Raw genomic sequence first — 19,115 nt, 5'->3', positions numbered from 1 at the left:
CGTAGTGGGGCTGGTAGGCCCACCACTCGTTGGTGTCGGGCGGGACGTTGACCCCGGGCCGACGGTCGCCCGGGCCGACGATGGGGGCGGCTGGAGGTGGTGGGCGCCGGGGCCGGGAGCGCCGCCCTCGACTTCGCCGGCCGGGCCGACGCCTCGCCCGGGCCGATGACGGGGGCGACCGGAGGCGGTGGGCGCCGGGCCCGGGACGGCCGCCCCCCACGCCGCTGGCCGGGCCGACGGTCGCCCGGGCCGACGATGCGGGCGACTGGAGGTGGCGGGGCGCCGGGGCCGGGAGCGCCGTCCTCGACTTCGCCGGCGGGCCGACGCCTCGCCCGGGCCGATGGCGGGAGCGGTCGGGGCCCGCTGCCCCCGACCTCGCCGGCCGGGTCGACGGGCCGCAGGTCCCGTCCAGTAGCCCCCGGGCCCCGCCCGCACGCCCCGCCGGACCTCAGCCCCATACCACCTCCCGGCCCACGCCCCGACGCCCCCACCGCCACCACGCCAACCCGGCCACCGCGCCCGCCAGGACGACCAGCGCCGCGCTGACCCACACCGGCGAGCGGTACCCGAACCCGGCGCCGATGGCCGTGCCGCCGGCCCAGGGGCCCAGCGCGGCGCCCACGTTGAATGCGGCCGTGGCGAAACCGCCGGCCAGCGTCGGAGCGGCCGGCGCCGCGTACAGCGCCTGGGAGATCAGCGTGGAGCCGACCCCGAAGGACAGCGCCCCCTGCGCGAAGACCAGCCCGAGGGCCAGGACCGGGTGCCCGGCCCCGAGGGCCAGGACGCACCAGCCCACGCACACCGCGACGCCCCCGCCGGCGAGGACCGGCACCGGATGCCGGTCGGCGAAGCGCCCCGCCGCGGTCACCCCCGCGAACGACCCGGCCCCGAACAGCGCGAGCGCCCCGGGCACCCAGCCGCTGCCCAGCCCCGTCACCTCGGTGACCAGCGGCGCGAGATAGGTGAAGGTGCAGAACGTCGCCCCGTTCACCAGGGCGCCCAGCAGCAGCGTCACGAGCAGCCGGGGACCGCGCAGCGACCGCAGCTCACCCCGCAGCGCGGGCGGCGCACCCTCGGCCCTGCCTCCGGGCACGGACCGCGCCACGGCCACCAACGCCGGCACCGACACCAGCGCCACGGCCCAGAACGCCGCACGCCACCCCCACAGTTCGCCCAGCACGGCCCCGGCGGGCACCCCGGCCACGCACGCCAGCGTCACCCCGCCCAGCAGCATGGACGTGGCCCGGCCCTTCGCATCCGCGGGGACCATGCCCACGGCGGCCACGAGGGCGACGGCGAGGAACCCGGCGTTGGCGAACGCCCCCACGACCCGCGTGGCGAGCAGCACCGCGAAGCTGCCGGTGAGCGCACCGACGACGTGGACGGCGAGGAAGACGCCGAGGAACGCCAGCAGCGCGCCCCGCCGCGGCCAGCGCCGCGCGAGGGCCGCCACCAGCGGCGCCCCGACGACCATCCCCGCCGCGAAGGCGGAGGTCAGCGCCCCCGCCGCGGGGACGGACACCCCCAGATCCCGCGCGATGTCCGGCACCAGCCCGGACGGCATGAACTCGGACGTGCCTTGCGCGAACACGGCAAGGCTCAGCAGAAGAAGAGCGAATGGCATGAAGGAACTCCGCACCCGGAAGTCGACGACGGACACGACACGTCGGACGGCACACCGGTGGCGGAGCGAGCGGGCGTCAGCGGGCCCGGCGGCCCGGCTTCGGCGTCACGAGCAGCCACCGGAGAGCCGGTGGCCGCAGTCTGGACGCCTCGGGGCTGGACATGGACGGCACGTTAGGCGGACTCGGCGGACCGGGTCCACCGGTTTTCCGCCCCCTCCCCGCGGGCGGCGGTCCGGGCCGTGCCGCGCCGCCCGTCACCGCGGTGGACCACGACGACGGCCGCGAGGCAGACGGCCAGCCCCGCCGCGGTCTGGAAGCCGAACGGCTCACCGAACATCAGCGCGCCCCAGACGGCCGTGACCGGGGCCATCAGGAACATCAGCGTGTTGACCTTCGTGACGCCGGAGCGCTTCAGGATCAGCCAGTACAGCCCGTACCCGCCGAACGTGGACAGGCCCACGAGCCAGGCGACCGCCACCCAGAATTCGGTCCCGGCGGGCGGCGCCGCGGCACCCGTGCCCAGGGCGAGCGCGGTGAACAGGACGGCGCTCGTGACGCAGTGGACGGTCAGCGACACGGAGGGGGCGACCCGCGCGCGGGACCGGCTCTCCAGGAACGTCGCCGCGACCAGGGACAGCATGCCGAGCAGCGGCACGGCGTACGCCCACCAGGCCACGCCCGCTCCCGCCGCCGCGTCGGCCACGGTGACCACGGCGACGCCGGCCAGCCCCAGACCGAGGCCGACCCACTGCCGGCCCGAGACGTACTGGCCCAGCAGCGGTCCCGCGAGGGCCCCGGCGACCAGCGGCTGCACCCCGTCGATCAGGGCCGTCGTGCCGCTGGAGACGCCGAGCTGGATGGCGTAGTAGACGCTGAGCAGATAGCCGCTCTGCGACAGCACGCCGATCACGGCCTGCCGGGTCAGGCCCCGGGCGGTGAGCCCCCGCCACGCGCCCCGCATGACGACGGCGACGGCGACGAGGACGACGGCGAGCGGCAGGAACCGCCACATCAGGACCGTGAGCGCGGACGCGCTGCCCGCACCGAGCTTGGCCCCGATGAACCCGGAACTCCAGCACAGGACGAAGGCGAGGGACAGGAGGATGTTCACGACATCACAACCAGTAGACAGATCGGTATACCCGTTCCCGGCCCACTATACAGAACGGTATAGTCAGGTTCCATGGGCACCACCGCACCGCACCCCCGCCGCATCACGATGACGCCCGCCGCGCACCGCGCCCTGGAGGCCGCCGCCCGGCTGTTCTACGAGCGCGGCATCCACGCGGTCGGGGTCGACCTCATCTCCGCCGAGGCCGGGGTGACCAAGAAGACCCTCTACGACCGGTTCGGCTCCAAGGAGCAGATCGTCGTCGAGTACCTCGCGGACCGCGACGAGCGCTGGCGGGCCTTCCTCGCCGCACGCCTCGACGCGGCCGGCCCGGACCCGCGCGAGCGCGTCCTCGCGGTCTTCGACGCCACCCGTGCCTGGGCCGAGGAGTCGAGCCCCAAGGGGTGCAGCATGGTCAACGCCCACGCGGAGATCAGCGACCCGGCCCATCCGGCCCACCCGATCATCACCGGCCAGAAGCAGTGGATGCTCGCCCTGTTCACGCGCCTCGCCGCGGACATCGCGCCCGAGGAGGCGGACTCCCTGGCCCGGTCGCTGATGCTCCTGCACGAGGGCGCCCTCGTGGCCCACGGGCTGGCCGTGTTCCCGGACCCCGTCACCCACGCCCGCGAACAGGCTCGCGCGCTGCTGCCGTAGCGGACGGAAACTGTCCTACTCGCCGCCTACGGTGGCGGCATGACCGCCTCCGACGGCACCGACCCCGTCTCCTTCGCGTCCGTGGCAGCCCTGGACTCCTGGCTGACCGCCCACGCCGCCCGGCGCACCGGCCTGTGGGTCAAGGTCGCGAAGAAGGGTTCGGGCCTCCCCTCCGTCAGCGCCGCCGACGTCAACGACGTGGCGCTGTGCCACGGGTGGATCACCGGGCAGCGCAAGGGGCTCGACGAGTCCTGGTACCTGCAGCGGATCACCCCGCGGCGCCCCGGCAGCCTCTGGTCCCTGGTCAACGTCCGGCGGGTCGAGGAGCTGACCGCGGCCGGGCGGATGCGGCCCGGCGGGTTCGCGGAGGTGGCGGCCGCGCGGGCGGACGGACGCTGGGAGGCGGCGTACGAGTCCCAGCGGGAGGCCGGCGTCCCCGAGGAGCTGGCGGCGGCGCTTCGGCGGAGCCCGCGGGCCGCCGCGGCCTTCGAGGCGCTCGGCCGCACGGACCGGTACCTCGTGATGCTCGGGGTGCTCCGCGCCCGCACCGCGCGCGGCCGGGCGGACCAGGTGGCGGCGGCGGTCCGGAGGCTGGAGTCGGGGCGGCCGGGCGGCTGAGGCGGGCGGGAGCCGGTGGCCCGGAGCCGGGGCTCGTGCCCCGGAGCGGAAGCCCGTGGCCCGGCGGGAGTCCATGGCACGGAGTGGAAGCCCGTGGCCCGGCACGGGGCGGGCCCGGCGCCGAACGGCACCGGGCCCGCGGGTCGTCCGAGGGGGCGGGTCAGAGCGTGGCCGCCGCCGAGGCGATGGCGGAGGCGAAGGTCGAGACCTCGGTGTAGACGCCGGGGGCCTCGGGCCGGGCGCAGCCCTCACCCCAGCTGACGATGCCGACCTGGATCCAGTTGCCGGCGTTGTCCTTGCGGAACATGGGGCCGCCGGAGTCGCCCTGGCAGGTGTCGACACCGCCCGCGTCGAAGCCGGCGCAGATCTCCTCGCTCGCGACGAGGCCGCTGTACAGGCCGCCGTAGGCCTTGCAGGCGGCGTCGCTGACGAACGGCACGGTCGCCTTCAGCAGGTAGCGCTGCTGGGAGCCGCCCTCGCGGTTCGCGCCCCAGCCGGCGACGGTGAAGTCACCGGTGTTGTACTGCGTGGTCGTGGCGATCTTCAGGGTCGGCAGGTTGATGGGCTGGGCGAGCTTGATGAGCGCCCAGTCCTTGCCGGTGCCGTTGTAGCCGGGGGCGCGCAGCACCTTGGTGGAGCGGACCTGGACCCGGCCGCTGGTCGACTGGAGGTCGACGACCCCCGCGGTCGCGGTGATGCTCGTGTTGTTGCCGGAGCCGCTCACGCAGTGCGCGGCCGTGAGCACGATCTGCTGGGTGTAGAGCGCGCCGCCGCAGCCCATGGAGAGCCGGACCATGAACGGGAACTCGCCCTGCGCGGCGCGGGTTCCGCCGACGACGGGCGACGGGGCCGCCTGCGCGGCGGAGACGGGCTGGAGACTGACGATCGCGAGGGCCGCGGCGCCGAGGACCGCGCATCTCTTGAGGGCCGTGAGGAGTCTCTTCAACGTGATGCCTTTCGTGGGGGGTTGACCTGGGGATGTGCAACCGAAGCATCAGATTGACGAGAGCATGGCAGCAGCAAGGGCAAAAGAAACGTCCATGTGCTGGCATGGACTGGTCAAAATTGTGCTGCTGGATTATGGGAACGCCGACAGTTCTCGCACAAGGGGCGCGATTCGGCCACGCCGTACGCACTCGGGCCGTACGGCGTGGCCGCCGCGGTTCACGCGTTCCTGATCGCCGAGATGTCGAAGTTCAGCTTGATCTTGTCGGAGACCAGCACGCCGCCCGTCTCCAGTGCGGCGTTCCAGGTCAGGCCCCACTCGGAGCGCAGGATCTCCGCCTTGCCCTCGAAGCCGACGCGCTCGTTGCCGAAGGGGTCCTTCGCGGCGCCGTTGAACTCGAGGGTGATGGTCAGCGGGCGGGTCGTGCCGAGGATCGTCAGGTCGCCGGTGATGCGGTAGTCGTCGCCGCCGAGGGCCTCCGCCTTCGTGGAGCGGAACGTCATGGCCGGGAACTCGTCCGCCTTGAAGAAGTCCGCGCTCTTGAGGTGCCCGTCGCGGTCGGCGTTGCCGGTCTCGATGCTGTCCATCACGACGTCGAGGGAGGCCGTGGAGAGCGAGGGGTCGGTGCCGTCGAGGTGGAGCGTGCCGGTGAAGTCCTGGAAGCTGCCCTTCACGTTGGTCACCATGGCGTGCCGGGCGACGAAGCCGATCGTCGAGTGCGCGGGGTCGATCGTGTAGTCGCCGGTCAGGGCGGCGAGGTCCGGGGTCACGGCGGCGCCCGTGGCGGCGGCGGTCTCGGTGTCGTTGCGGCTGAAGATGCTCATGGAGTACGCCTCCTGCGGCTGATGTTGAATGTTGAACTACTCAACGCGCCCCACCGTAGACCTATTCCGTTCAAGGTTCAACATCATCGGGCGGGGTGTCCTGATTGGATCCGCGGCCCGAGTGGTACCCAGTGATCATGTCCTCGGTCGCGGTCCTGGTCGAGCTGGTGCGGAGCGGCACGTCGGGCGGCCACGTGAAGTGCTGGGAGCGTTTCGCGGAGAGCGCCGCCCGCCTGCCCGAGCACCTGCCCGACGGCTCCCGGCCCGGCCTCGACCTCACCGTCTACTTCCTCGGCGACCGGGAACGCGTCGAGGTCCTCTCGCCCCGGGTCCGCCTCGTCACGCTCCGCCCGATGCTCGGCACGGGCGCGCTGATGTCGGCCGACGGCGCGGAGGACGTCACCGACCTCGCCCCGTACCACCCGCGGCTCGCCGCCCTGCTGCCGCGCCACGACGTCTGGCACGTCACGCACGGCTTCGCCTTCGCCGCCACCGCCGTACGCCTCGCCCGGCGCGCCGCCCGCACGCCCGGGCCGGCACCCCGGCTGATCGCCTCCGTGCACACCGACGTCCCGCTGCTCGCCTCGGTCTACGCCCGCTACCTGGCCGGCCGGTGGCTGCCCGGCGACCGCCCGGGGCCGGGCGCGTTCCTCGCGGACCGGGCCGAGACCCGGCTGCGCCGACGGCGGGACCGGCTGCTGGACCAGTGCGAACGGGTGCTGGTGCCGACCCCCGCGGGACGGGCCGAACTCGGCCGCGTCCTAGGGCCGCACCGGGTCGCCCTGCTCCGCCGGGGCGTCGACCACGAGCGCTTCCGCCCCGACCCCGCGGCCCGGGCCCGGCTCGTCCGGGACCTCGGCGTGCCGGCCGACCGTCCGCTGGTGCTGTTCGCGGGACGGCTGGACGCGTCCAAGGGCGTGCCGCTGCTGGCCGAGAGCGTGCGCCTGCTGCGGGAGCGGGGCCGGGCGGTGCACCTCGTCATGGCCGGCGCCGGCGCGGAGGCCGGGCCCGTCCGGCAGGCCCTCGGTACCGACGTCAGCCTTCTCGGCGCCCTCCCGCAGGACCGGCTGGCGCGGGTGTACGCCGGCTGTGACGTCTTCGCGTTCCCCTCGCGCACGGAGACCTGCGGCAACGTCGTCGCCGAGGCGATGGCGAGCGGCCTGGCGGTCGTGCTGCCCGAGGGCGCGCGCACCACGCAGTGGCTCCTCGCGCCGGGCCGCGACGGCATCGTCGTACGGCGTGACACCCCCGGCGACTGGGCGGACGCCCTGGGCGGGCTCCTCGACCACCCGCCCCTGCTGGCGGCGGTGCGGCACCGCGCGGCGGCCACGGCCCGCGGCACCCACCCCACCTGGGACCGCGTCCTGGCCGAGGACCTCCTCCCCGTCTGGCTCGCCCGCCCACCGTCCCGGGACCGCGCACACCCCCGAGCGGCTTGACCGCCGGCCCGCAGCACCGACTCCGCCGGGTGCGGCCGTGTTTCCGCCCGAGGCGGCCGCTCCGCCAGACGTGGCCCGGTATCCCTCCGCCTCTCACCGCTCCTCGCAGCCCCCCGCCCCCGCCGGACGCAGCCCCCCGCCGGCAGCCCCCCATACCGCCCCCCGCCCGCAGCTCCACCCCTCACCGCCCCTCCGTCGCCCCCCGCCCCCGCAACGCCGCGATCACCGGTGACGAGTCCAGGCTCACGATGCCCGCCCCCACCAGCACCAGCCCCGCCGCCGTCACCGCCGAGACCGGCCAGCCCGTGTGGATCGTCTCGCCGAAGACCGCCGTGCCCACGGTCACCGCGACCACCGGCTCCATCGCGTCCAGGACCGTCATGCTCGACGCCAGCGGCCCCTGCTGGAAGGCGCTCTGGATCAGCAGCAGGCCGCCGACGCTGGCGAGGACGAGCGCGTAGGTCTGCCAGGCCGAGAGCGCCGCGAGCAGTCCGTGGCGCAGACGGTCCACCGTCGCCGCGAGCAGCACGGACTGCGTGCCCATGACCGCCCCGGCCGCCAAGGCCGTCGCCGAGGCCCGCCACGGCCCCGCGAGCAGCCGTGCCGTCGCCAGCGCGCACACCACGAGCGCGGCGGTCGCGCCCAGCACCAGCAGCCAGGACACCGGGTCCGCCGCGTCCGGCCGGCCCCCGTGCGGCCGGGCCGAGACCAGGGCCAGCACCAGCCCGGCCGCCACCGCCAGCGTGCCGAACCACTCGCGCGGCCCCAGCCGCATGCGGTGCAGCCGCGCCGACAGCGGCACGGCGAAGACCAGTTCGGCCACGATCAGCGGCTGCACCAGACTGAGCGGCCCGTACGCCAGCGCCAGCGACTGGAAACCGTAGGCCAGCACGGCCAGCCCGATGCCGCCCAGCCACACCCGGTCCCGGGCCAGGTGGGCCAGCAGGCGCGGCGACAGCGCCTCCGCGTCCGGGCGCCCGCCCGCGGCCCACTGCTGGAGCACACCGGCCACGGCGAAGCAGACGCCGGCGGCGAGGGAGGCCAGGACCGCGATCGGCATGCCGGGTTCGGGCAGTCAGTCGGTGGTCCGGCGGGACGGCGCGCCCTGCGTCGCGCCCCGGGTGTGGACGTACAGCTTCCGCCGGTCGCCGACGTCGAGGTGCTGCGGCAGCGGCAATTCGTAGCGCACCGGCATGCCGTGGTCCGCGAACTGCCGGCGCGGGTTGTAGACCTGGTTGAACTTCCACAGCATGCGCGCGAAGTTCGTCTGCCCGTGCAGCAGGTTGCGGCCGAGGGCACGCGCCGCGCCGACGGCGGTGCGCAGCCCCAGGTGCTTGCGGTTGATGACGGCCTGGGTGCGCACCAGTTCCTCGTAGAAGCGCTCCAGGGGGAGCGTGGTGGGCACGACCGCGTGCTGGATGTCGAAGAGCCGGTAGTCGCGGGTGGTCAGACGCCGCGACTCGGTGTGCCAGATCTCCGTGCCCGGGTACGGCGTCATCACCGTGAAGTGCACGATCTCCGGCACCGCCAGCGCGAACTCCCGTACCACCCGGAAGCGTTCCTCGTCCCAGGCCGGATCGACGATGAGGTTGATGGCGACCTTGATGCCGAGCCGGCGGGCCTGCTCCAGGGCGCGGAAGTTCTCGTCGGGGCTGACCCGCTTGCGGTACAGGTCCAGGCCCTCCGCGTCGATGGCCTCCATCCCGAGGAACATGTACTTCAGCCCCAGCCGGGCCCACCGTTCGAAGACCTCGGGGTGGCGCAGCAGCACATCGCTGCGGGTCTCCAGGTAGTAGCGCTTGCGGATGCCGCGCCGCTCCACCTCCGCGGCGATGGCGTCCCCGTGCTCGGGCCGGATGAAGGCCACGTCGTCGACGATGAAGACGTTCGGCTCCCGGATGTTCGCCAGGTCCTCGGCCGCCGCCTCGGGCGAGGCCTTGCGGTAGCTGCGGCCGTAGAACGTCCACGCCGAGCAGAACGAGCAGTCCCAGGGGCAGCCGCGGGTGAACTCGATGGACGCGCAGGGGTCCAGCTCGCCGATGAAGTAGCGCCGGCGGCTCCGCATCAGGTCCCGGGCGGGCAGCGGTGTGTCGATGCCGTGCAGCATCAGCGGCGCCGGTCCCCGCCCGGCCGCCGTGACGATCCCGGGCACCCCCTCCACGCCCCCGTCGCGGACCGCCTCCAGCAGGGGCGCGACCGCCGGTTCGCCCTCGCCGCGCACCACCGCGTCCACCGCGCCCCCGGCCTGCTCCAGCACCTCCTCGGCGACGAAGGAGACGCTGTGCCCGCCGAGGAACACGAAGCAGTCCGGCACGGCCCGCTTCACCTCCGCGGCCAGCTCGATGGCCTCGGGGATGTTCGCCAGGTAGTTCAGGGAGATGCCGAGGGCCTCCGGCCGGAAGGAGCGCACCTCAGCGCGCAGCCGGCGGTGGCTCAGTACCTGGAGGTCCACGACCCGCACCTCGTGGCCGGCCTCGCGGGCGGCGCCGGCGACCCGTTCCAGGCCCAGCGGCTCCAGCCGCAGGAAGATCTCGGAGTACATCAGGGCGCTGGGGTGGACGAGCAGCACACGCATGGTCACCTCGCCACGGGGAGCCGTACCGGACACGGAAGGGTGCCTTCTACGTAACCCGAGGGGGCCGTGGCGCGTACCGCCCATACCGCCGCCTGGCGGCACCGCGCGGCCCGCAGGGGTGGTCCTGCCGGATGCGGCACGCGACGGCCCGGCCCGCAGACCGCGCACGGCAGCGGGCGCGTCGGACCGGGTGAGCCGGTGCGCGAGTACGGCCCCAGCACTGGCGCGGGGCACCACGGTCGCGGTGTCCTGGAAGAGGAGGTTCCGTTTCGCGGGACCGCAGGGAGACAGACGAGACCACGGCTGACGCACCGCGCAGGGAGACCGACTCGTGACACTCACCGGCTCCGGCTCTGCCCACGACCCACCGGCGGGCGCCACCCCGCGCCGCACCCCGGCCGCCGTCCCCTCCCGGGTGCGCGCCTACGGACCGCCGCCGCGTCTGGACCGGCGCGTGGCCCTGGTCACCGGGGCCTCCTCGGGCATCGGGGCGGCCACGGCACGGCGCTTCGCCATGGACGGCTGGCAGCTGCTCCTCAGCGGACGCGACCGGCACCGCCTGGAACAGACCGCCTCCGGCACCTCGGCCGTCGTGCTGCCCGCCGACCTCGCCGCCCCGGACGGCCCCCGCCTGCTGGCCCGGTCCGCGCTCCACACCACCGGCCGCATCGACGTCCTGGTCGCCGGGGCGGGCATCGGCTGGGCGGGCCCGTTCGCCACCATGCCGCACACCGACATCGACCGGGTCCTGACCCTGGACCTCAACGCCACGCTCCACCTCGTGCGCGAGGTCCTGCCCTCCATGATCGCGGCCGGGCGGGGCCGCGTGGTGCTGCTCGGCTCGATCGCGGGCAGCGTGGGCGTCCGTGAGGAAGCGGTGTACTCCGCTGCCAAGGCCGGCCTGGCCGCCTTCGCCGAGGCGCTCCGCCAGGAACTGCGCGGCACGGGAGTGGGCGTGACCCTCGCCGTGCCCGGCCCCGTCGACACGGCCTTCTTCACCCGCCGCGGCAGGCCCTACGACCGCTCCCACCCCCGGCCCACCTCACCCGGCCGCGTCGCCGGCGCGATCTGGGAGGCCGTCCGCCAGGAGCGCGACGTGGTCCACGTCCCCACCTGGCTGACCCTCCCCGCCCGGGTCCGCGGCCTGGCCCCGGGCGTATACCGCCGCCTGCTCGACCGCTTCGGCTGACCCGGCCCGGCATCCGGCTGTCGGGCCGCCCGGGGGCCCTGTGGCCGGATGCTCCGTTCCACCGTCTCGGTCTGTGCGGTCGGATTCCCGGCCGGTCCTCCCGGTCCGTGTGTCCGGATTCCCCGTCCGGTCATCCCGGTCCGTGTGGCTGGGTGCTCCCGTTCCGCCGTCTCGGTCTGTGCGGTCGGATTCCCGTCCGGTCCTCCCGGTCCGTGTGTCCGGATTCCCCGTCCCGCCACCCCGCCATGTGGCCAGTGGCCGGTTTCTCCGGTTCCGCCGCCCCGGCCCCTGCGGCCGCACCCTCCGTACCGCCACCCCGGGGCACCGCGGCCGGTTCGGGTTCAGTCATCCCGGTCCGCGCGGCCGGACCCTCCGGTTCCGCTGCCCCGGCCCCCGCGGCCACGTCCTCCGTTCCGCCGCCCCGGCCCCCGCGGCCGCATCCTCCGGTCCGCCACCCGGGACACCGCGGCCGGTTCGGGTTCAGTCATCCCGATCCGCGCGGCCGGACCCTCCGGTTCCGCCGCCCCCGGCCCCTGCGGCCGCACCCTCCGCTCCGCCGCCCCGGCCCCCGCGGCCGCACCCTCCCCTCCGCCATCCGGGGCACCGCGGCCGGATCCTCCGTTCAGGTGAGCGCCTCGCCGTGGTAGGGCATGGGCATGACTCCCCAGCGTCGCGCCCTTCCCCGCCTCGCCAGGCTCGCCGGCCTCGTCACCCGGGCCGCCGCGCCCCGCCCCAGCCGGCGCGCGCTGCTGCTGGCGGCCGCGGCCCTGGCGGCGACCGGTGGTGCGACGCCCGCGGCCCGGGTCGCCGGGCCTCCCGACGCCGCCGTCCCCGACCCGTACCAAGCCCTCCGCGCGCGCTGGCTCGGCATCGCCCTCGGCACCGGCTACGACCCGGCCGCGCAGCCGTACGCCGCCCGTCTCGCCGAGACCGGCGAACGCGCCCGCGCCCTCTCCGCCACCATGGCCCCCACGGCGAACTCCCTGTGGCCCGGCCACCCCTTCGACCCGCCGGCCGGCATCACCCGGAGCTACGGCCGCCTGTGGACCATGACCCAGGCTTACGTCCAGCAGCGCACCGGCTCGACCGCCGACCCCCGCCTCCTCGCCGCCGTCCTGCGCGGCCTCGACCACCTCTCCGCCACCGTCTACAACCCCGACACCACCCGCTACGGCAACTGGTGGGAGTGGCAGATCGGCAGCCCCCGCCTCCTCATGGACATCACGGCCGCCCTCCACGACCACCTGGGCGCCGACCGGATCCAGGCCGCGTGCGCCGCCGTCGACCACTTCGTCCCCGACACGGCCCTCGGCGACTACTCCGGCACCTCCACCGGCGCCAACCGCGTCGACCTGTGCCGCTCCGTCGCCCTGCGCGGGATCCTCGGCCGCGCCCCGGCCAAGATCGCCCTCGCCCGGGACGCGCTCTCCCCGGTCTTCCCGTACGTCACCCGCGGCGACGGCCTCTACGCCGACGGCTCCTTCGTCCAGCACACCTGGGTCGCCTACTCGGGCACCTACGGCCAGGTCATGCTCGACGGCCTCGGCCGGCTCCTCACCCTGCTCGCGGGCTCCGACTGGGAGGTCACCGACCCGAACCGGCAGCTCGTCCTCGACAGCGTCGAACGCGCCTATGCCCCGCTCATCCACGACGGGCTGGTCATGGACAGCGTCAACGGCCGGGCCATCAGCCGCGGTCACCTCGCCTCCGACGACCGCGGGATCATGCGCTCCGACCACGTCCACGGCGGGCAGCTCATCGCCGCCATCGCCCTCCTCGCGACCGCGGCGAGCCCGGCGGAGCGCGACCGCTGGCACGCCCGCGTCAAGGGCTGGATCGAACGCGACACCGTCACACCGCTCCTGACGGCACCCCAGTTCGGCGTCGCCGACCTCGCCCGGCTGCACACGGTCGCCGCCTCGTCCGTCCCGGCCGCGCCCGAACCCACCGGCCACCACCTCTTCGCCGCCATGGACCGCGCCGTCCACCGCGGCCCCGGCTTCACCGTGAACATCGCCATGGCCAGCGACCGCATCGCCCACTACGAGTGCGGCAACGGCGAGAATCCGCGCGGCTGGCACACCGGCGCGGGCATGGTCAGCTGGTGGTCCGGCGCGAGCGACCAGTACACGGACTGGTACTGGCCGACCGTCGACTGGTACCGCCTGCCCGGCACCACCGTCTCCACCCGACGGCTCGCCGACCGGGAGGGCGGCGAGTGGGGCACGGCCCGCCCGGACGCCCGCTGGGTCGGTGGCACCACCGACGGCACGTACGCGGCACTCGGCCAGCACCTCAAGGGCCTCGGCTCCACCCTCCAGGCCCGCAAGTCCTGGTTCTGCGCCGCCGACGCGGTGATCTGCCTCGGCGCCGGGATCACCTGCACCGACGGCGTCCCCGTCGAGACGATCGTCGACAACCGCAACCTCGGCGAGAACGGCACCCAGCGCTTCGTCCGCGGCCCCGGCTGGGCCCACCTGGAGGACCACGGCGGCTGGATCCTGCTCGACGGCTCGCCCCGGGCCCTGCGCGAGGACCGCACCGGCGCCTGGTCCGACATCAACACCGGCGGCACCCCCGAGCGCCGCACCCGCCGCTGGCAGACCCTCTGGATCGACCACGGCACCGACCCGGTGGACGCCACGTACGCCTACGTCCTGATGCCCGGCGCGTCCCCCCGCGCACTCGCCCGCCGCGCCGCCGACCGCTCCTGGCTGTCGGTCCTCGCCAACGACGCCTCCCGCCAGGCGGTCAGCGTGCCCTCCCTCGGCCTCACGGCCGCCAACTTCTGGCAGCCCGGCACGGCGGGCGCGTTCACCGCCTCCGCCGGCGCGAGTGTGCTGGCCGTCCGCCAGGGCCGTACCGTTACCCTCTGCGTGAGCGAACCGCCCCGCACGGGCGAACCACTGGAGATCACCTGGGACCGCCCGGTCCGCCGGGTCGTCCGCGCGGACCAGACAGTCGAGGTGCTCGCGACCGGCCGCCGGCTGCGCCTGCGCGTCGCTCCGGACAAGGCCTGCGCCACCCACCGGTGTGAGGTGACGCTCGGCTGAGGCCCTTGTCCGACCCCTACAAGCCGACCGCCCCCTGAGCAGTCGAAAAGGCTCAACCCCGCCACGGTTCTGTTCAGGGGTACCAGGAAAACACGCCGGAGACTGTGAGGAGTCGACGGCCCGGAATCCGCGGTCGGCTTCGTAAGGTCGCTACATGACCGTTTTGGATGAGGCGCCGGGTGAGCCGACCGACGCGCGTGGACGCGTGGCCGAACTGCACGAGATCCGTGCGCAGGCGGTGGCCGGCCCGAGCGAGAAGGCGACCCAGGCGCAGCACGCCAAGGGCAAGCTGACCGCGCGGGAGCGCATCGAGCTGCTCCTCGACCCCGGTTCCTTCCGCGAGGTCGAGCAGCTGCGCCGGCACCGGGCCACGGGCTTCGGCCTGGAGACCAAGAAGCCGTACACCGACGGTGTGCTCACCGGCTGGGGCACGGTGGAGGGCCGGACGGTCTTCGTCTACGCCCATGACTTCCGCATCTTCGGCGGCGCGCTGGGCGAGGCCCACGCCACGAAGATCCACAAGATCATGGACATGGCCATCGCGGCCGGTGCCCCCCTGGTGTCCCTGAACGACGGCGCGGGCGCCCGCATCCAGGAGGGCGTCTCCGCCCTCGCGGGCTACGGCGGCATCTTCCAGCGCAACACCAAGGCCTCCGGCGTCATCCCGCAGATCTCGGTGATGCTCGGCCCGTGCGCGGGCGGCGCGGCCTACAGCCCGGCCCTGACGGACTTCGTGTTCATGGTCCGCGAGACCTCGCAGATGTTCATCACCGGCCCGGACGTCGTCAAGGCGGTCACCGGCGAGGAGATCACGCAGAACGGCCTCGGCGGCGCGGACGTCCACGCCGAGACGAGCGGCGTCTGCCACTTCGCCTACGACGACGAGGAGACCTGCATCGCGGAGGTCCGCTACCTCCTGTCGCTCCTCCCGCAGAACAACCGCGAGAACCCGCCCCGCGCGGAGGCCTCCGACCCGGTCGACCGCCGCTCGGACGTCCTGCTGGACCTGGTCCCGGCGGACGGCAACCGGCCCTACGACATGACCAAGGTCATCGAGGAGCTCGTCGACGACGGCGACTACCTCGAGGTCCACGAGCGCTGGGCGCGCAACATCATCTGCGCGCTGGGCCGGATGGACGGCCAGGTCGTCGGCATCGTCGCCAACCAGCCCCAGGTGCTCGCGGGAGTCCTGGACATCGAGGCCTCCGAGAAGGCGGCCCGCTTCGTCCAGATGTGCGACGCCTTCAACATCCCGATCATCACCCTTCTGGACGTCCCCGGCTTCCTCCCGGGCGTCGACCAGGAGCACGGTGGCATCATCCGCCACGGCGCGAAGCTGCTGTACGCCTACTGCAACGCGACCGTGCCGAGGATCTCGCTGATCCTGCGGAAGGCCTACGGAGGTGCGTACATCGTCATGGACAGCCAGTCCATCGGTGCGGACCTCACCTACGCCTGGCCGACGAACGAGATCGCCGTCATGGGTGCGGAGGGCGCGGCCAACGTCATCTTCCGCCGCCAGATCGCCGAGGCCGAGGACCCCGAGGCGATGCGGCAGAAGATGGTCAAGGAGTACAAGTCCGAGCTGATGCACCCGTACTACGCGGCGGAGCGCGGCCTGGTCGACGACGTCATCGACCCCGCCGAGACCCGCGAGGTCCTCGTCAAGTCCCTCGCCATGCTCCAGACCAAGCACGCGGACCTGCCGTCCCGCAAGCACGGCAACCCGCCGCAGTAACCCTGCGGACATCTCAGCCACGGAGACTGACACCCATGGACATCCCTGATATCCGCGTCGAGAAGGGCCACGCCGAGCCCGAGGAAGTCGCCGCCATCACGGCGATCCTCCTGGCCCGCGCCGCCGCCCGCCCCACGGACCCGACCCCGTCCCACCGCGGCCGCGTGAAGGCCGGCTGGCGCCGTCTGGAACGCGAGCCGGGCTTCCGCGCCCCGCACAGCTGGCGCTGAGCTCTCCCACTTGCTTACGGCCCCGTCCTCCTTTGGGAGGGCGGGGCCGTGGTGTGTGGGTCAGGAGAAGGTGACGCTCACGCCGGGGATGCCGAGCGCGGCCGGATCGTCGGGCAAGACGCACTCCGCCAGGTTCACGGCCGTCACCGTGGGAGGAGGGAAGGGTGCGGTTTCCAGCCAGGCGGCCACATCGACGCGCGCAAGGTAGAGATACTGCAGCTGAGGCAGGCCGGTCAGAGCTTCAACGCCACGGGGAAGGCGGACGCCTTTCATCATCAGTCCCAGCCAGATGATCTGGTCATGCCTGAGGCACGCGAGGTCGAGCGAGGCATCGATACTCAGCAAGCCCAAGTAGTTCAGTGCCGTAGGCAGGCACACATCGCGGAGGTCGTTGAGGCCGTAGCAACTGAGGTAGAGGGTGTCCAGCGCCGGGAGTGCGCCCAGGGCATCGAGGTTCTTCGGCGAAGCAACGCCGAGCAGCCCCAGGCGCGTCAGCGAAGTCTGTGCCTCGAGCCTCGACAGGTCGACTTCACCTCGAAGGTCGGCAAAGGTGAGTTGCGTCAGCGGATGCAGTTCGGTGAGGAACGAGAGATCCGTGACGGGGTGGCTGACCCACAGGTCATCAACGGCAGGCAAGCGGCCAACTGCCCGCAACTGGCCGGAGTGCGTGACCTTGACCTGTCGGCCGGCCAGCGGCACCCCCGCCAGAACCTCGTCGGCATAGGCATCGGCGTCGAAATACCCCCAGGCCTCGACGAGCGCCTCGACCACCGCATCCCGCCTGTCCTCCGCGTACCGCGTCAGCAGCCCCAGCGCCTCCGCCCCACCGATCAACGCCACCGTCCGCACCGTCTGCGCCGCGGCCTTCTCCGTCAGCTCCCCCAAAGACCGCGGCAGCCTCCGCAGCAGACTCGACCCCACCGCCGCCAGCGCGGGCGGATCCGTCGGCCGCCGCGCGGGCAGCAGAGACGACACCGCCTCCTCCAACCGCCCGGCCAACCCGTCGGAGACCTCCGGCAGCGTCTCCTGGCAGGACGCCGCCAGCAGCCGCAGGGTCCGCGCATGCCGGGGCTCGTGCGAGGCCCGGTCGAGGATGCCGCCCAGCAGTTCCTCCCGCTGGCGGGCGTTGGCATGGCCCGCCGCCATGATGACCGTCTCCCGCCACAGATCCAGATGCGCCCGTCCGACCAGGCTGCCCATCCGGTCCTCCTCGGCCGCCTCCTCCGCGGCGAGGTACTCCTGGAAGGTCCGGTGCACGAAGTCCAGACGGGCCTCGGCGGGGGAGCGGAGGATGCCGGAGCGGTGCCGCAACTGGTCCAGCACCTGCCCGCCCTCCAGGCCGTCCAGGTGTCTCATCGCCAGCAGCTTCCGGCCGACGTGCACGGCGGCCTGCTCCACGGAGATCTCACTGCGGTTGTTGTCCGACAGCCGCCAGGCCAGGTCCCGCAGGAGGACGAGCTTGTCGCTGAGGCTCAGCTTGCTGTCCACCGCGCTCGGCACGTTCCGGTCGGCGTCGCGGTCATGGACCAGGGTGTGCAGCGCGTTCCGGTACAACTCCATGCGGTCGCGGGGCAGTTGCCGGCCCCGGTTGAGGTGCATGGCGCACAGCATCGCGGCCAGCAGGGGAGTGCCCGCCAGCGACTGGAGGTGGGGACGGTCCTTCAGGCTGGTCAGCAGGGACTGTTCGTACAGCGGAAGGTCGTCCACGGGACAGGGCAGGTCCTCGCCCAGTTCGCGTACCGCCTGGTGCCACTGCCGTACGAAGGCCGCCAGGTCCGGCGGGCTCATACGGTCCAGGTGCATCGCCGTGAAGTGCTCCCCGCGCAGCCAGTCCGCGCCGGCGGCGGCAGGGCGGGACGTGACGACCACACGCACCCCGTCGTAGGCCACCAGCAGTTTGCGCAGCCAGTCCCGGACCGCCCGGCGCTCCCGGTCGAGCAGTTCGTCCACGCCGTCGATCAGCAGCAGGGCCCGGCCCGAGTCGAGCTGCCGCTCCACCCAGCCCTTGGGCATGATGCCGGTGATGGGCCCGGCGATGCCGTCGAGCATCGCGTCCGGATTCGGCGGCGTACGGCCGCTGTACTCCCGCAGCTTGACGAAGACAGGCGTGAGGCCGTTCCAGTCGGCCAGCTCCCCGGAGAAGGCACCGCGCGCCGCCGTCACCGCCAGCCACCGCAGCAGGGTCGTCTTGCCGGAGCCCGCCTCGCCGCGCAGCAGCACCCGTGAGGCCCCGCTGAGCCCGGCCTCCACCCGCATCCCGGAGCCTTCGCTCCCGGCCTCCTCCCAGTCGCTCATGTCGGGCCGCAGCCGGGAGAAGGGACGGGCGGTGCGACGCCGGGTCCCGTCGTCACCGGTGGCCCGCAGACTCACGTATGCCGCCGACAGCCGCACCCGGGGCCCCGCCGCCCGGTCCGACGTGCGCCGGAACAGCTCCACCTCGTCCAGGTCCCGGCTGACCAACTCCAGGTACCGGCGCCGGAACGCCGTGTCCTGGTCCGTGCCGTCCGGCGCGAGCAGGGAGCGGTCCGGCAGCCGCTCCAGGAGCCGGGCCACCTCCGCGCCGAGCGTGGACGTCCGGGCCAGCAGCTCGGCCGCCGCCCGCTCCTCGAAGACCGGCAGGCTCCGCACGATCCGCACGTAGTACTCGACGCACTCGGCGAAGAGCACCTCGTACAGCCGGGACTCCGCCTCGTTCAGGCCCACCGGCGCCGGCACCGACCCGGTGATACGGCGGATCAGCTCGGCGGCGTTGGCATCCGCCGCGAGCACCGCCGCGTCGGAGAGGTCCGCCCGCGCGAACGTGTCGCACACCGCGTCGATCACGGCCTGCCTGCCGGACTCGTCCAGCCCCCGGAACTCGTGCTCCAGATACGGCTCCAGCCGGTCGAAGACGGCATCGGTGATCTGCCCGAACTGCCGCTCCACACTCCGCTGCAGCCGCAGCCCGGGCACCCGTACCCGCACCAGCTCCGCCAGCGGCAGATGCCGCTCCTGCTGCCGCCGCCTGCCGCCCAGCCAGATGTCCGCCGCCGTCTTCGCCACGGTCGTGCCCAGCCGTAACGCCGCCGCCTCCGCGCTCATCGCGCCCCCCTTCCGGAAAACACCTGCGG

14 protein-coding genes are annotated in these 19,115 nt (G+C 73.8%); 7 read left to right on the top strand and 7 right to left on the bottom strand.

Annotated features, from left to right (window positions below; genetic code table 11):
* Positions 1–448: 448 nt before the first annotated feature.
* Both ABZ948_RS05755 and ABZ948_RS05750 read right to left on the bottom strand, forming a co-directional pair.
* On the bottom strand, positions 449–1,624 hold the full coding sequence (locus ABZ948_RS05755) for a Cmx/CmrA family chloramphenicol efflux MFS transporter (RefSeq protein WP_359757551.1): 1,176 nt from the start codon (positions 1,622–1,624) through the stop codon (positions 449–451).
* Positions 1,625–1,797: 173 nt separating this feature from the next.
* On the bottom strand, positions 1,798–2,736 hold the full coding sequence (locus ABZ948_RS05750) for a DMT family transporter (RefSeq protein ID WP_359757549.1): 939 nt from the start codon (positions 2,734–2,736) through the stop codon (positions 1,798–1,800).
* 72 nt (positions 2,737–2,808) lie between these two features.
* On the opposite strand from ABZ948_RS05750, the gene ABZ948_RS05745 reads away from it, so the two are divergent.
* Together ABZ948_RS05745 and ABZ948_RS05740 are read left to right on the top strand one after the other, a co-directional pair.
* Complete coding sequence (locus ABZ948_RS05745) at positions 2,809–3,393, top strand: TetR/AcrR family transcriptional regulator (RefSeq protein WP_359757547.1); 585 nt, start codon at positions 2,809–2,811, stop codon at positions 3,391–3,393.
* Positions 3,394–3,432: 39 nt separating this feature from the next.
* Positions 3,433–4,011, top strand: coding sequence for a YdeI/OmpD-associated family protein (locus ABZ948_RS05740; RefSeq protein ID WP_359757545.1), 579 nt, complete (start codon positions 3,433–3,435; stop codon positions 4,009–4,011).
* Between the two features lie 160 nt (positions 4,012–4,171).
* On the opposite strand, the gene ABZ948_RS05735 is transcribed toward ABZ948_RS05740, so the two are convergent.
* Together ABZ948_RS05735 and ABZ948_RS05730 are read right to left on the bottom strand one after the other, a co-directional pair.
* Positions 4,172–4,957: a S1 family peptidase gene (locus ABZ948_RS05735; RefSeq protein WP_359757543.1), complete on the bottom strand. Its 786-nt coding sequence runs from the start codon at positions 4,955–4,957 to the stop codon at positions 4,172–4,174.
* A 218-nt stretch (positions 4,958–5,175) separates the two neighbouring features.
* Positions 5,176–5,781, bottom strand: a complete 606-nt coding sequence (locus tag ABZ948_RS05730) for a YceI family protein (RefSeq protein ID WP_359757541.1) — start codon at positions 5,779–5,781, stop codon at positions 5,176–5,178.
* A 137-nt stretch (positions 5,782–5,918) separates the two neighbouring features.
* Here ABZ948_RS05730 and ABZ948_RS05725 point away from each other — a divergent pair, with 137 nt between their 5' ends.
* Positions 5,919–7,220: a glycosyltransferase gene (locus ABZ948_RS05725; protein ID WP_359757540.1), complete on the top strand. Its 1,302-nt coding sequence runs from the start codon at positions 5,919–5,921 to the stop codon at positions 7,218–7,220.
* 181 nt (positions 7,221–7,401) lie between these two features.
* Here the strand turns inward: ABZ948_RS05725 and ABZ948_RS05720 are convergent, their stop codons facing one another.
* The gene (locus ABZ948_RS05720) at positions 7,402–8,280 is read right to left on the bottom strand and encodes a DMT family transporter (RefSeq protein WP_359757538.1); all 879 of its coding nucleotides are present in this window, start codon (positions 8,278–8,280) and stop codon (positions 7,402–7,404) included.
* Between the two features lie 15 nt (positions 8,281–8,295).
* Positions 8,296–9,795, bottom strand: a complete 1,500-nt coding sequence (hpnR, locus tag ABZ948_RS05715; RefSeq protein ID WP_359757566.1) for a hopanoid C-3 methylase HpnR — start codon at positions 9,793–9,795, stop codon at positions 8,296–8,298.
* A 331-nt stretch (positions 9,796–10,126) separates the two neighbouring features.
* Between hpnR and ABZ948_RS05710 the strand changes: the two genes are divergently transcribed.
* The 4 genes from ABZ948_RS05710 (at position 10,127) to ABZ948_RS05695 (ending at position 16,005) form a co-directional block, all read left to right on the top strand.
* The gene (locus tag ABZ948_RS05710) at positions 10,127–10,984 is read left to right on the top strand and encodes an SDR family NAD(P)-dependent oxidoreductase (protein WP_359757536.1); all 858 of its coding nucleotides are present in this window, start codon (positions 10,127–10,129) and stop codon (positions 10,982–10,984) included.
* 650 nt (positions 10,985–11,634) lie between these two features.
* Positions 11,635–14,037 carry a polysaccharide lyase 8 family protein gene (locus ABZ948_RS05705; protein WP_435857460.1) on the top strand — a complete coding sequence of 801 codons (2,403 nt, stop codon included), beginning with the start codon at positions 11,635–11,637 and terminating at the stop codon, positions 14,035–14,037.
* 154 nt (positions 14,038–14,191) lie between these two features.
* Positions 14,192–15,775, top strand: a complete 1,584-nt coding sequence (locus tag ABZ948_RS05700; protein WP_359757532.1) for an acyl-CoA carboxylase subunit beta — start codon at positions 14,192–14,194, stop codon at positions 15,773–15,775.
* Between the two features lie 35 nt (positions 15,776–15,810).
* The gene (locus tag ABZ948_RS05695) at positions 15,811–16,005 is read left to right on the top strand and encodes an acyl-CoA carboxylase subunit epsilon (RefSeq protein WP_031111558.1); all 195 of its coding nucleotides are present in this window, start codon (positions 15,811–15,813) and stop codon (positions 16,003–16,005) included.
* Positions 16,006–16,065: 60 nt separating this feature from the next.
* Here ABZ948_RS05695 and ABZ948_RS05690 read toward each other — a convergent pair whose 3' ends face one another.
* Positions 16,066–19,086 (bottom strand): NACHT domain-containing protein, encoded by a 3,021-nt coding sequence (locus ABZ948_RS05690; protein ID WP_359757530.1) that lies wholly within the window; start codon positions 19,084–19,086, stop codon positions 16,066–16,068.
* Positions 19,087–19,115: the final 29 nt, after the last annotated feature.

Origin of the sequence: Streptomyces olindensis (genome assembly GCF_040645895.1) — a bacterium.
GTDB classification, from domain to species: domain Bacteria; phylum Actinomycetota; class Actinomycetes; order Streptomycetales; family Streptomycetaceae; genus Streptomyces; species Streptomyces olindensis.
The sequence above is the reverse complement of the archived record's forward strand: the minus strand, read 5'-3'. Positions and strand labels throughout refer to the sequence as shown.